Source organism: Bacillota bacterium LX-D (assembly GCA_031628995.1).
Classification (GTDB): domain Bacteria; phylum Bacillota; class DUOV01; order DUOV01; family Zhaonellaceae; genus JAVLUO01.
On the sequence record JAVLUO010000009.1, the window covers coordinates 1 to 13,647 of the forward strand.

At 36.3% G+C, this 13,647-nt stretch carries 16 protein-coding genes, 1 rRNA gene and 1 pseudogene; 4 read left to right on the plus strand and 14 right to left on the minus strand.

Going from position 1 to position 13,647, the window contains the following annotated elements; translation table 11 throughout:
• From RDV78_08360 to RDV78_08400, 9 genes are all read right to left on the minus strand, one after another.
• Positions 1–100 (minus strand): 16S ribosomal RNA (locus tag RDV78_08360); the annotation flags it as partial.
• 449 nt (positions 101–549) lie between these two features.
• A complete protein-coding gene (locus RDV78_08365) occupies positions 550–819 on the minus strand; it encodes a ferredoxin family protein (GenBank protein MDS1030486.1) in 270 nt (89 codons plus the stop codon).
• Positions 820–832: 13 nt separating this feature from the next.
• A complete protein-coding gene (locus RDV78_08370) occupies positions 833–1,399 on the minus strand; it encodes a 2-oxoacid:acceptor oxidoreductase family protein (GenBank protein ID MDS1030487.1) in 567 nt (188 codons plus the stop codon).
• A complete protein-coding gene (locus RDV78_08375) occupies positions 1,399–2,157 on the minus strand; it encodes a thiamine pyrophosphate-dependent enzyme (protein ID MDS1030488.1) in 759 nt (252 codons plus the stop codon). Before RDV78_08375 ends, RDV78_08370 begins: the two co-directional genes overlap by 1 nt.
• Positions 2,158–2,182: 25 nt before the next feature.
• Complete coding sequence (locus RDV78_08380; GenBank protein MDS1030489.1) at positions 2,183–3,280, minus strand: transketolase C-terminal domain-containing protein; 1,098 nt, start codon at positions 3,278–3,280, stop codon at positions 2,183–2,185.
• A gap of 27 nt (positions 3,281–3,307) precedes the next feature.
• Positions 3,308–3,985 carry a hypothetical protein gene (locus tag RDV78_08385; protein MDS1030490.1) on the minus strand — a complete coding sequence of 226 codons (678 nt, stop codon included), beginning with the start codon at positions 3,983–3,985 and terminating at the stop codon, positions 3,308–3,310.
• Positions 3,986–4,209: 224 nt separating this feature from the next.
• Positions 4,210–4,341: a hypothetical protein gene (locus RDV78_08390; protein ID MDS1030491.1), complete on the minus strand. Its 132-nt coding sequence runs from the start codon at positions 4,339–4,341 to the stop codon at positions 4,210–4,212.
• A 52-nt stretch (positions 4,342–4,393) separates the two neighbouring features.
• A complete protein-coding gene (locus RDV78_08395; GenBank protein ID MDS1030492.1) occupies positions 4,394–4,666 on the minus strand; it encodes a pro-sigmaK processing inhibitor BofA family protein in 273 nt (90 codons plus the stop codon).
• Between the two features lie 53 nt (positions 4,667–4,719).
• A complete protein-coding gene (locus RDV78_08400) occupies positions 4,720–5,001 on the minus strand; it encodes a DUF2508 family protein (protein ID MDS1030493.1) in 282 nt (93 codons plus the stop codon).
• 450 nt (positions 5,002–5,451) lie between these two features.
• On the opposite strand from RDV78_08400, the gene RDV78_08405 reads away from it, so the two are divergent.
• Positions 5,452–6,153, plus strand: a complete 702-nt coding sequence (locus RDV78_08405) for an FTR1 family protein (protein MDS1030494.1) — start codon at positions 5,452–5,454, stop codon at positions 6,151–6,153.
• Positions 6,154–6,484: 331 nt separating this feature from the next.
• Here RDV78_08405 and RDV78_08410 read toward each other — a convergent pair whose 3' ends face one another.
• From RDV78_08410 to RDV78_08420, 3 genes and pseudogenes are all read right to left on the minus strand, one after another.
• Positions 6,485–6,655, minus strand: a complete 171-nt coding sequence (locus tag RDV78_08410) for a DUF1540 domain-containing protein (protein MDS1030495.1) — start codon at positions 6,653–6,655, stop codon at positions 6,485–6,487.
• 92 nt (positions 6,656–6,747) lie between these two features.
• A pseudogene (locus RDV78_08415) lies at positions 6,748–6,918 on the minus strand (DUF2935 domain-containing protein).
• A 124-nt stretch (positions 6,919–7,042) separates the two neighbouring features.
• Positions 7,043–7,684, minus strand: coding sequence for an MBL fold metallo-hydrolase (locus tag RDV78_08420; GenBank protein ID MDS1030496.1), 642 nt, complete (start codon positions 7,682–7,684; stop codon positions 7,043–7,045).
• Positions 7,685–8,783: 1,099 nt separating this feature from the next.
• Between RDV78_08420 and RDV78_08425 the strand changes: the two genes are divergently transcribed.
• The 3 genes from RDV78_08425 to RDV78_08435 are packed head-to-tail and all read left to right on the plus strand — an operon-like array spanning position 8,784 to position 12,070.
• Positions 8,784–9,158: a metalloregulator ArsR/SmtB family transcription factor gene (locus tag RDV78_08425; GenBank protein ID MDS1030497.1), complete on the plus strand. Its 375-nt coding sequence runs from the start codon at positions 8,784–8,786 to the stop codon at positions 9,156–9,158.
• A gap of 23 nt (positions 9,159–9,181) precedes the next feature.
• Positions 9,182–11,797 carry a heavy metal translocating P-type ATPase gene (locus RDV78_08430; protein MDS1030498.1) on the plus strand — a complete coding sequence of 872 codons (2,616 nt, stop codon included), beginning with the start codon at positions 9,182–9,184 and terminating at the stop codon, positions 11,795–11,797.
• 54 nt (positions 11,798–11,851) lie between these two features.
• Positions 11,852–12,070, plus strand: a complete 219-nt coding sequence (locus RDV78_08435; GenBank protein ID MDS1030499.1) for a hypothetical protein — start codon at positions 11,852–11,854, stop codon at positions 12,068–12,070.
• 637 nt (positions 12,071–12,707) lie between these two features.
• Here the strand turns inward: RDV78_08435 and recR are convergent.
• Both recR and RDV78_08445 read right to left on the minus strand, forming a co-directional pair.
• Positions 12,708–13,310: a recombination mediator RecR gene (gene recR / locus RDV78_08440; GenBank protein ID MDS1030500.1), complete on the minus strand. Its 603-nt coding sequence runs from the start codon at positions 13,308–13,310 to the stop codon at positions 12,708–12,710.
• 12 nt (positions 13,311–13,322) lie between these two features.
• Positions 13,323–13,640: a YbaB/EbfC family nucleoid-associated protein gene (locus RDV78_08445; GenBank protein MDS1030501.1), complete on the minus strand. Its 318-nt coding sequence runs from the start codon at positions 13,638–13,640 to the stop codon at positions 13,323–13,325.
• Between the last annotated feature and the right edge of the window lie 7 nt (positions 13,641–13,647).

Sequence of the window (13,647 nt, forward strand, 5' to 3'; positions counted from 1 at the left end):
CCGAAGTAAATAGTAAACTATTCACTTCGGTCCGTTCGACTTGCATGTGTTAGGCACGCCGCCAGCGTTCGTCCTGAGCCAGGATCAAACTCTCCATGAAGTTTATGGTGCGGGGACACACCTCTATCCAAGTTCTATTCTTGTTCAAGGTATGTCCCCGATTCTTTCGTTTGATTGGCTCGAATGTTCTCGCTTGACGAGTTGTTTCCATTCGATTCATTTCTTGCTTTTTGTCTTTAATGAATCGGGCATGTTTTTCCACTGTTCAGTTCTCAAAGACCTGTTCTCTCTTTGTTGTTGCTTTTCTTTCGTTGCCGCCCTCAGGCGACAAGAATTATCTTATCATGTTTATTAGCTTTTGTCAAACACTTTTTATTACTGTCGGCTCAAGGCCGCAGCTGTTTGACGTTTAAATATTATACTATAGTATATATATATTTGTCAATAGTTATACAAAAACATAGAATAATTGCTGATAATGTCTTCTGCACAAAAATATAAAGAACTCCGATGTAGAGTTCCTTATTAAAGGTAAAGACTTAATAATTGTTATTTCTCTTTTTCTTTATCATCGATTTTCTCTATTAGAATAGCACAATCTGGGCAAACAAGTTGACATGTTTTGCAGGCTATACAGTCTTTGCCGTGACCGGGCTCAACTGTAGGTGTTCCTAAATAACTTAAACGATCAGCCCAGCCAATAGTATGGACAGGGCATTTCTGAATGCAAAGACCGCAGCCTTTACACAGGTCAGGGAAATTATGAAAAATACCCTTGCCGTTCTTGGTAGTAACTGCTTTATATTCTTCTTGGGGCATGACTCCTACCCTCCTATAATTTATCTTGTACTAATTCAAAGCCCCTCTCTAAGGCCTTGAAATTCATTTCCCGTAGTTCCGGATATTGCTCAAATTTATAACCTAATTTCTTTTCAATAGCAGCCTTTGCTTTATCAAGATCAACTACTCTAGTAGCAGCTATAACTGCACCCATAATAACGATATTAAATACACGGGGATGCAGCTCTTGTTTAGCTATTTTTAAGGCTGGAATAGGCAAAACTTTAGCAGCATTTTGGGGAAGGTCATTTTCGATATTTCTAATATTATCATCATAGACAAATACTGTCTGTGGCCCTACATACCTGGTTGTTCTCCGCACGGCCCGGTCGCTAAGAGCAATAACAATGTCTGCTGTTTTAAATTTAGGCGAACCTATGGCTGTGTCAGAAATCTGTACATAAGCCACAGATACACCGCCTCTTTGTTCTACACCAAAGTTGGGAATGTATAATGCTTCATACCCATCATCATAAGCAGCCTCTGTAATGATAGCGGCCACAGACTGGACACCTTGTCCACCTTCCCCAGCCAAAGCAATTTTAACGTACTTGCTCATTACGCTTCCTCCTTTTTCCCAGGAGTTTTTAGTTCTCCAACCTTAAAATACTTGGTCATTTCATCTTCTACAAACTTCCAAGTTTCTTCCGCATTAGTCCGCCAATTGGTTGGGCAAAGGGATAAAGCTTCCACAAAAGAAAAACCATTACCATTAACCTGATTCTCCAAAGCATTTTTAATAAATTTTTTTAATTGCCGTAGATTGGCTACAGTCCCCCTAGCTATATAGGCTCCTTCTTGGGTAATAGCACTGACCATTTCCGGTCCTAAAGTTGGATACCCTGTTGCTTCTATCTCCCGACCATAGGGAGAAGTTTCCGTTTTTTGGTTAGGCAGAGTCGTCGGTGCCATTTGACCGCCAGTCATGGCGTAAATAGTATTATTGACAAGAATAACAGTAATTTTTTCATTTCTTGCTGCCGCATTAACTAAATGTTGGGAACCAATAGCATAGCCTCCTCCATCACCCATGTAGGCAATGCCAATAAGGTTGGAATTAGCTCTTTTTATGCCTGTAATTACAGGTGTAGTCCGGCCATGGTGAGTTTGTACTGAATCTACATTAAAAAAATCCCACGCTAAAAGGGAACAGCCAATATCGCAGCCAAAAACAGTTCTTTCCTGAATTTCTAATTCTTCAATAGCTTCGCCTAATACTTTTAAAACTAGAGGATGACCACAACCTGGACAAAACTTATGGGGCTTTGTTTCCTTGCGCCATACCTTAGGCATTTTTGGTTCTATAATTGTCTCCATTGCCAAACCTCCTTAATTTACGGCTCTAGACAAGTTTTTTAACTTCTTCAACAACTTCTTCAACAACTTCTTCAACTGTAATTCCTTCCCCAGGTCTAAAGTAATTGGTCATTGGCGTAGTTACCCCATAAGTAGATTGTTTAATTATTTTTTCTAATTGACCAACAGCAGACTCTACAACTAATACTTTTTTAGCCTTTTGTACAGTTTGTTTCAGCTGCTCCGCAGGAAACGGTCTTAAAGTAATGGGACGGAAATGACCTGCTTTAATTCCTTGGGCTCTTAAAGCTTCAACTGCTCCCCGGACTGCTCTAGAAACTACACCGTGGGCTAAAATCAATACTTCACAATCTTCAGTCTCAAACTCTTGATATTCTACAAGTTCCGGTGCTATTTGTTCAAATTCTTTAGCCATAGCCGTGACTACTTCGTAGAGTTCTTCTTCCAGGTTATATGTATTGCGGTAGTGAGCCGGATCCCGATCTAAGGCTGGCATGCCCGCTTTCCCCACAAATGGTTCAGGTTCAATCATTTTAATTCCCCTAACCTCAGGATCATAGATAGTTACAGATTCACGCATCTTTGCTTGATATCCATCTCCCAAAACAAAGGTTGGAAAACGGTATTTCCAAGCAGTATTAAAAGCTTTAATAGTATAATCAAAAAGGTCCTGCTGTCCCGAAGTAGAATAGACAATACGAAATCCTTCCCCGTTACCACCGAAACAAGTTAAAGTAACTTCTTGTTGAGAATAAATAACTGTAGCCGTCGATGGCCCTCCCCGCTGGCAAACTACTAGCACTGTTGGAATACGCATCATTTCAGCCATAGTCATGGATTCCTGCATCAAAATATTCCCCGGTCCCGCCGTAGCTGTAAAAGCTTTTTTCCCAGCCATGACACCACCGACACAAGTAAATCCGGCTGAGATTTCATCTTCCGTTTGTAAAAAATTTTTATCATATTTAGGTGCAAGTCTTATCCAATAATGCATGATTTCATTTTGGGGCGTAATGGGATAACCGTACATAATATCTGCCCCTGCCGCTAAAGCCGCCCAGGCAACAACCTCGTTGCCGGTCATAAAGGCTCTTTTTTCCCCTTCAATAGGTTTTGTAACCATTAAATACACCTCCTGGAATCATAAAATTTACCAAAAAGTTTGTGCCATATAACGTTTTAGGTAACGAACTGGATTACCCATCTGGTCATAAGCTCCCAACTGCTCCCGCAGCCTTTCGTCTGCTGATGTAGCAATTACAGGTAAATTTAGTTTTTTTGCAGCTGCATTTACCTTTTTAGCTCCTTCCTGAATAAGCTGAACAGTAGTTTCATCTCCTAAATGGGTGTTATTTATTAATCCGTCTACTGGTTCTAAACCTTTAACGAATTGAATAATATCATCAACAGTCTCTGTCATTGGTCGCGTAGTATTAAGTACGGCAATAATTTTTAAGAAGGGATTTTGTTTAAAACCAACGAGCAAATTTAAAACTCTGGCACCATCTACCCCATAGCCTAAATCCAAAACAATATCTCCCGACCGTTTTAAGACCCAAATCATCTCCGGCTTGATAACTGAACCTGCTTCACCAAGGCCGAGGGTCTCTTTTGTGTCCCAGGCTATAACTGTGATACCTAGCTCCTCAAGCTGCTTTTTAATAGGCCTTAAAGTATAAAAAGGTTCCACTAAATCTAAATCTACCAGAGTAACCTGCCGTTTTTTGTGCACTAATTCTACTGCTCTATTCACAGCATTTTCGCTTTTGCCGCTGGCGTATTCACCTATATATGCTTCAATGATAGGATTTTGCTTTGCAGCATCTATTGCTCTCACCTCGGAATTATTATTTGCAAAAATAGCACTTTTATGAGGCAAAGGCAGTTATTTTCAAAAAGTGTAAAGAAAAAGCAAATGCCGCTTTAGATGTTAGCATCTAAAGCGGCATTCTTATTCTAGAGATTAGTTTACATCAATCCAGATAGGATTAGAGATGGACATTTTGCCGTTAGCATCGGAGCTGCATCAAGAAAACTTCCAATAGGGTAACCCTAGACATTTGGTGTTCCTACAGAAATAGCTACGGCAATTTTTTCGTTAAACATGATGATATCATCGTTATGTAGAGCTTCCCCGTTATTAATAAAAGTTCCACCGGGGAGGTTAACCCCGGCCTCTTTCAATTCACCTACATGAAGCTTGTTAAAATTATTTTACGTTAAAAAAAAGAGGCTCTTAGCCTCCTAACAAAAAATTCACTATAATAAGTAAAATTAAACCCGGTATGCCTAAAAAGCCGGAAACTAGTACAGTCAATACATTAATGGGAATAACGATTCCAATATAATTTCCTAAAAAATTATATCCCCATAAAAGTAAAATGCCGAAAAGGGAGTTTATGCCTATTTTAAATGCCAGTTTAATTGGCTTAACTAATATTTTACTGATTAGATAAACTAAAAATATAAGAAATAATACAGCAAATGTCAGCTGCAATACATTATCCAACTTTTCACCCCCTCCTATTTAATAAATTTGATACAGGCTATTATTTTATGACTTTAATTAAGTTTAATTTCAGTATGTAATAATCCTTCTTTTTTTGCTAATTTTAGTAAATGCATATATCTTCTCTCTGCTGCTTCCATCTCATAGATAGCAAAGTCCACTAAGTCTTGATCAAGAACTTGATCAAAAAAATTTCGCGCCATTGCACATTCTTTTTGTGCTTTTTCCAGTGCCTTCAGTAATGGATTACTTGGTTCTTCTTTAGATACTTCCTCTAGTCTACTTATGCCTTCTTTTAGGGATTTTACTAAATGTACAACACGAGTTAATTCCATATACAATCCCCCTAAAATAATTTTCTACATTAATTATACACAATTAATTGGAAAAAATTCTAAATATTAGTGGATGATTAGGGGGTTTTTGGACGAAAAAAGGAATAAAAAAATCATGGCCAAAAGGCAATCTTTCAAGCACTTTGACCATGATTCTACAATACTACTTTTTTATCGTCATACTTTTTTTATTTACGATAAGTTTATTTCACTAGTACAGATACTATGATCATCAAAAAACTCGTATCAAAAACAAAATCTAAATTGCAATATTCTACTATTCCTCTTGATTTAGTAATGTATATGTATTATAATCATTCTATAAATGATAATAATTCTCAATTACATATTATTTACTTATCATATTATTTACTCTCTGGGGTCAGAGAGTAAAAAAATAGTTCATTATTGAGAATGATTATCAATATTATTTGAAAGGGGTTAATAAAATTGTTTTCAAGTCTGTTACTATCATTTAGAGAAGGTTTAGAGGCAGCATTAGTTGTAGCAATCATTCTTGCGTATTTACATCAATCAGGTAAAAAGGCTTCTGTTAAATTCGTCTATTACGGTGTCCTTATCGGTGTTGCCGTAAGTCTTTTCGGTGGCTTCATCGGTTTTAGAGAAGCACAGGAACTCGGTGAGAAGTCCGAGGAATTATTTGAGGGTATTATGATGTTGGTCGCTTCAGGTCTAATCATATACTTCATAGTATGGATGGGAAATCAGTCAAACAATATTTCAGCCGATATTAAGAATAAAGTAAAAAGCAGTTCCAATGCTGTCGGCCTTTTAGTTTTGAGTTTCCTTTCTGTCTTCAGGGAGGGAGTGGAACTTTGCATATTCACCTTTACAAAAATCAGCGAAAAGGCTCCGAATGTGGCATTAGGAAGTGGTATCGGCATTGTCTTGGCTATCATTTTAACTTATATTATTTTCAAAACAAGTATAAAGTTCAATCTCAAGTTAATATTTAAAGGACTTGGCTTAATCCTTATTTATCTGGGTGCAGATATGTTTGCTGAAGGTATCCTAAAGTTTATACCAATGGAGGAAGAACCCTTCGAGGCTATACTCATGGCACTGTTTGTAATCCCTTCACTGTATTTCTTTATGAAAAGTGATATTCAAAAGTTACTCAAAAGAGCATAAACCGCAGTATAGCCTGCTGGTAGAATATAAATAGAGTATAATACTTATAGGTTAGTTAGCAATGTAATGCTGATTAACCTATATTTTTTACATAATTGAAGGAGAAAGCGGATGGATATTATTAAGTCATTATTTTACTTTATAATTGCAGGTTTATTTGAAATCGGCGGTGGATACCTAATTTGAGTATGGCTGCGTGAAGGGAAGAGTATCTGGTATGGTTTAAGGGAATGAATATTAGATATAAAGACATATTCATTCCCTTATTTTTAAACTTTGCTTAAATTAGGCTGTGATGCGAAATAATTAGCAAGCCTCCTTTTCTTCCACACTACTTTTCTGGAATAAAGGTTGCACAGTCGGTTTCCTGCGTATTTGCAGCGTTTCTTGGCTGAACTTCAATCTTTTCGGCACTGCAATGATCACCAGGCATATAGTAGTGGCAGGAATTTACAACACACTTAATGCCAGCATTCGCATGATCCATTTTCTTTACGGACATAATATCATTCCTCCAAATTCATAATTGTTTTCTTTTTTAGTATCTACATGAACTCGACTTTTATACCTATGTCCGTATATTCGTTTATTTAACTATCCTTGAGATTGCCGTAGTATTCTTAAATAATGTTTGGCTTCACGGAGAACATGGTCACCGAGGAGAGGATATGCAATTGCTTTTATTTTGCATTCAATTAAGCTCTTTGTTCCCTTAGATTTAAAATCTCTTAATCCCTTTGTAGCTTTTAGGCTATCATTAGTAACAAGAACTCATTATATTACCATAATACGTCCATGCTACATAAAAAGTGACTTATGCAACCTCAAAAAAATACAAAAAAAGAAGACCCCTCTTCCGGCCTTCCTTTGGTCCCTATTAATATTCATTTTATACTTTCTTACACGGTCCATGTCCAGGCATAATATATTTGACTGGAAGGTTTAAAATTGTCTCTACCAACACTTTATGAACGTCAGGAGAGGGAACTTGTTCCAGTGGAATTTTCTGAACTTCATCCTTTAAATTTGAGGATATAATAGGTTGTTCCAACTTTCCCCTTTGAATAAAAATGTCACTGCTAAATAGCAAGCCCTGTTTTGTTTCAAATGCCATCAGTCCCTCCCACAAGTGCATTTCCGATGGGTAAGAGACAAATTTGAATTTATACTCACCTGCTTCTAAAATCTCTCCAGGATTCTTCACAATGATGTCTTTCGTTATTCCAAATCCCATCAACTGCCTTGCAGTTACCTGTGAGCAAATTGGTTTTACCTGCGGATAGTAATTCATCAAAAAGCTCAATCCACCACATTCATCGGATTCAAAATGCGATACGAAAACATACTCCAATGGCTTACTGCCTAATATTCCTTTAATTTGGGGAAGAATTGCAGCCGTCTGATCATTACTCCCAGTATGTATTAAAATTGGCTTTTCACCGATGAGTAGGTACTGATTGAAAGTTAAATCAATAAATTCAAGATAACTGTTAAAAAGATAAATCATATCACTAATTTTTATTGCTTCCAAAGCCTCTATCCTCCTCTGTATATTAATCACACTTTGGCATCCGTACTTAAAGCGTGCATAGTACCTGCAGGAACGGTAAAAACTTATCCAACTCCCAACTCTACCTCTCGGTTTTCCAAAACGCCAAAGCCACTTCCACTAATGCAGTAGAATATTTCATAGCTCTTATCGTGTTTATGAAGCGGAACCTTTCTTGATGCATCAATATGATATACATTAGTTATATTGCACCCTTGATTGCTTCAATATCCATAAATTATCTCTCCCTTGCATTACTGAACATAGATATATTTTCCGTTTTAGAAGAAAATTATAACTTTTAAAACATCGTTATTGTCCCCGACAAAAAAAGTTCTTCAACGCCACACTCCTCAAAAAAGGGAAGAGGTGGAATATTTCTTTCTTCTATCCCCTCTATCCCTTTATTCTATTGGCTTTAAAGCCCTTTTCTATTCTATTTTTCTATTCCCTTTTCGCCTGTTTACGGTAAAGAATTAGCGGAATTGGGGAGCGTATTACACAAAAACATAGTTGCAGTTTTAAGAGGAATGGGTGAAGCAATAATTCTTATTATTCGCTTATGCAACCATAATATTACTACAATGTTTTTTAGCTCTATATAAAGCCCTATCTGCAGTTCTAATGAATTCTTTAATGGATGATCTATCAGATGAAATGGTACTTTCAAAAAATTAGCAGCCGAAGTTACAAATATACTAAAAAATTAAATCAATTGAATTATAATACTCTTTAAAAGTAAAACTAATACTGTTGAAAGGTTGAGATATGTATGTCTTTAGGTGCAATATCGATTATTATTCCTATACTTGTAATACTGCTTGCAGCATTGACAAAAAGGATTATTCCGTCCCTCACCATAGGAATTCTGGTCGGCGGGATATTGACCAAGGTCACTAAATTCCACTTTAATTCATAGTTTATTGGCAAGTCAAAATCATTCTTTTTATTTTTTATCTTAACACTTGAACAACTTTTCATATATGTATTGACATATACAACTTTGCAACATATAATAAAAGCACAATATATGAACACTTACTCATACGTTCAATCTTTACATATGAAATGAGGTGATTTAATGGCTGAATATAGAGATGATTTTGATAGGTGTGACTGTGATGTAATACATGAAGATACAGTAAATATGGTTAAGGAGAAAATGCCTTTAGAAGAAAACCTTTATGATCTCGCAGAGTTATTTAAAGTCTTTGGCGATACTACCAGGATTAAATTACTTTGGGCTTTAGATGAAGCAGAAATGTGTGTTTGTGATTTAGCAGTTCTTCTGAACATGACTCAATCTGCAATATCCCATCAGTTACGGGTATTAAAGCAGGCAAGGCTGGTTAAATACAGAAAGGATGGCAAGATTGTATTTTATTCGTTAGATGATGAACACATAAAACAAATTTTCGACCAAGGTTTAACCCATATAAATGAATTAAAATATTGAAAGAAGGTGTTTTAGTGAGTGCAGTGGCTGCAAAGGAACTAATATTAGATGGGCTTGATTGTGCAAATTGTGCCGCAAAAATAGAATCAAAGGTAAATGAAATTGATGGTGTAAATCAGGCTTCTATGAACTTTATAAATAAAACACTTACAATTGAAATAGGCAACAAGGATAGATTTGATGAAATTTTAAATGAGACTAAAAAAATTGTGAACAGGTTAGAGCCTAAAGTAAACATCAAAGAGAAAACCATATCAAAGTCATCAAAAAAAGTCCTGGTGCTTATGGGATTAGATTGTGCAAATTGTGCAGCTAAAATAGAAAGAGAAGTTCAAAACTTAAGTGGCGTAAAGACAGCTTCAGTTGATTTTGTTTCAAAGAAACTTTCAATCGAAACCTACAGCAAAAATGATTTAGAAGATATAATAAATGAAACCAAAAAGATTGTAAAAAGGATAGAACCTGATGTTAAGGTAATTGAAGCAGAAGAAAAAAAGCATCTTGCATCTGGTACTAACAAAATCTCAAAAAAGACATTCACATTATCTGATTTGGATTGTGCAAACTGTGCTGCAAAGATGGAAAAAGGGGTAAGTGCAATAAAAGGTGTAAAGACAGCTACAGTTAATTTTGCAACAAAGAAACTTGAAATTGAAATTGACGATGGATATTGGGAAAAAGTAATTGATGAAGCTACAAAGATAGTTAAAAAAATAGAGCCTGATGTAAGTATTATTGAAGATGCTAAAGAAAAGAGCAAGTCCTTAAAGGGTAAAGAAGAAGTTGAAGAATCCAATAAAAGTGAACTTTTAAGACTGGGTATAGGTGCAGCACTATTTGGGATTGCAACTATATTTAATTTTTCATTCTGGGTAGAATTTGCAATATACTTTGTAAGTTATATTTTAGTTGGTGGGGAAGTTGTATTAAGGGCTATCAAAAATATTACAAGAGGGCAGGTTTTTGATGAAAACTTCTTAATGACTATAGCAACAATAGGTGCATTTGCAGTAAAAGAGTTCCCAGAGGGCGTTGCAGTTATGCTTTTCTACCAAGTAGGTGAATTCTTCCAAGGTATGGCTGTAAACCGTTCAAGAAAGTCAATTTCAGCTTTGATGGATATAAGACCTGACTTTGCAACTTTGCTTGTTGGGAATGAAGAAAAAAGGGTTGACCCTGATGATGTAGAGATTGGAGATAGAATTATTGTAAAGCCAGGTGAAAAGATTCCTCTTGATGGAAAGATACTTGAAGGGAAATCTATGGTAAACACATCTGCATTAACTGGGGAATCAGTACCAAGGGAAGTTGAAGTTGAAGATGATGTGCTGGCAGGCTTCATCAATACAAATGGTGTTTTAACAATTGAAGTTACAAAGGAATTTGGAGAATCAACAGTAGCTAAAATATTGGATTTAGTACAGAATGCTACAAGCAAAAAAGCACCAACTGAAAACTTTATAACTAAATTTGCAAGGTATTATACACCCATTGTAGTTTTTATAGCCCTTGCACTTGCAGTAATCCCCCCACTTATAATTCCTGGGGCTACATTTTCAAACTGGATATATAGATCACTTGTATTTTTAGTTGTATCTTGTCCTTGTGCATTAGTTATTTCAATACCACTTGGCTTCTTTGGTGGAATTGGTGGTGCATCAAAGAATGGTATTTTAGTTAAGGGAAGTAACTATTTAGAAGCTTTAAATAGTGTTGATACAGTTGTATTTGATAAAACAGGAACTCTTACCAAGGGTGTATTTAAAGTTACAAAGTTAAGTCCTAAAGAGGAGATTAGTTCTGATGAATTACTAAAATACGCAGCATTTGCAGAAAGCTATTCAAATCATCCTATTGCAACTTCTATCTTAAATGAATATAACAAGGAAGTTAATAAGGATGAAATTAGTGATTATGAAGAAATATCAGGCCACGGTATTAGGGTCAAAGTTGATGGCAAAGAGATTCTCGCAGGTAACATTAAACTTATGGTTAAAGAGAACATAGATTATGATAAAGTTGATGAAGTGGGAACAGTAGTCCATGTTGCTATAGATAAGAAATATGCAGGTTATATAGTTATTTCAGATGAAGTAAAAGAGGATTCAAAGGATGCGATTTTAGGTCTCAAGGGAATAGGGATTAAAAAGACCGTTATGCTTACAGGTGATAACAAACAGGTTGGAGAAAAGGTAGCAAAAGAATTAGGATTAGATGAAATATATGCAGAACTTCTGCCAAACCAGAAGGTTGAAAAATTAGAGATGTTAGATAAGCAAAAATCTCCAAAAGGTAAACTCGTATTTGTAGGTGACGGTATAAATGATGCTCCTGTACTTGCAAGAGCAGATATTGGTATTGCAATGGGTGGTCTTGGTTCTGATGCTGCAATTGAAGCTGCTGACGTGGTTATTATGACAGATGAACCTTCAAAGATAGTAAGTGCAATTAAGATTGCTAAAAGGACAAGAAAAATCGTATGGCAAAACATAATATTTGCTTTAGTAGTTAAAGCTATTGTTCTTCTTCTTGGTGCAGGAGGTATTGCAACGATGTGGGAAGCGGTATTTGCAGATGTAGGAGTATCAGTAATTGCGGTACTAAATGCAATGAGGGTCATGAAGGTCGATAACTTATAAATCTGGTGTGCAGTCCCTTTGGGCTGCATACTTTTATATAAGGGGGTTTGGTATATGCAGCTTACAAATTATATATCTCTTATACTGCTTATATTGTTTCTTGTGTCATACTTTTTAAAACTTGCCATGCTATATAAAAATTATAAGATAAAGGCAAATGTTTTAGGAAGGCGGGAAAAGATACCGAGGTATTCGGGAAGGAATATATTGAATATAAGCAGAGAATGTAAAGAGTTTATCGCTTTATTATCCGAGGATAGGCAGAAAAAATAGCCACGAAACCAATCCATGGCTATCCTCGTTACTTGCTAGACGCTCAGGTTGCTCTCCAGCAGTTGCCTTATCCTCCTAGCAGGTAATGAATATATTACCCAAAAGCTGGAAAACTAATACAAATTAGATTCAAAATATTTAAACGGAAAAATCAAATACACAAAATAATTGATATGCCTCCCAAAAAAACTCGTATCAAAAATAAAATAAAGTTGTTTCACAAAGCTCCTTGTAAGCCGCTTAAAATCAATGTTTGTTATTATCTGTTATTTATCCTCTATTTTCCCATCCAGCCCTTTTTCCTTGCTTCTTGAATCATTTTGACTAAAAAATTGAGGCAAAAAACAAAATAAAGTTGTGTCGTCGGGGCAGGGTTAAGGGGGAAAGGATTAGAGAGAGATGGTCTCTTTTTTTCTCTCCTCTTTTTCTTTCTCTTAAACCCTCAAAACCTTGATTTATAAGCATTACACCTTTATTCCTTACTCCTTCTTTCCTTATCCCTAGAACAAAAAAATCATGCCCAGAAGGCAGTCTCTCATACCCTCTGACCATGATTCTGTGATACAACTTTATTTTTTGTGACATAAGTTTATTTTCTGTGACACGGGTTTTTTTGGGGAATACAATTGACACTCCCTTAATCTAATTCACGCCTGCCTTCGAAAGCTCTAGCTAAGGTCATTTCATCTGCATATTCCAGTTCACCGCCTACGGGTAAACCATGAGCGATACGTGTAACCTTAACCCCTAAAGGTTTAAGAAGCCTTCCCAGGTACATAGCTGTAGCTTCACCTTCAATATTAGGGTTAGTCGCCAAGACTACCTCAGTTATGGCCGAGTTTTCCAGACGCTGCAAAAGTTCTTTGACGCTTAGGTTTTCAGGACCTATTCCTTCCATAGGAGAAATTGCCCCGTGCAAAACATGATATTGGCCTTTATACTCTCTAGTTTTTTCTAACGCCAATACGTCTTTAGGTTCTTCTACTACACAAAGAACTGATTTATCTCTATGATCGTCATTACAAATTCGACAAGGGTCAATATCAGTTAAATTGCAACAAATAGAACATTGTTTTATTTTGTTTTTGGACTCTAGAAGTGCATCTGCCAGCTCTTTTACTTCTCCTGCCTCCATATGTAAAATATGAAATGCCAGCCTTTGGGCTGTTTTAGGCCCAATCCCAGGCAGCTTGCTAAGCTGAGCAATTAAATTGGACACAGGTTGAGCATAATAAAGCATTTAAGTCAACTCCTAAAAAAGGCCTGGCATTTTTAAACCACCAGTAATTTTCTGCATTTCTCCTGCCACCATTTCTTGTGATTTTCTCAGGGCTTCATTAACAGCTGCTATCACAAGATCTTCTAACATTTCAACATCTTCAGGGTCTACTGCTTCCGGTTTAATGGTCAATTTAGTTATTTCTTGTTTACCGTTAGCAGTTACTTGAACCATGCCGCCTCCGCTAGTTGCTTCCACAAGTTTGTTGCCAAGTTCCTCTTGCAGTTTAGCCATGTCGGCTTGCATTTTTTGCGCTTGTTTCATCATTTTGTTCATATTACCAAAACCCATTCTAAAT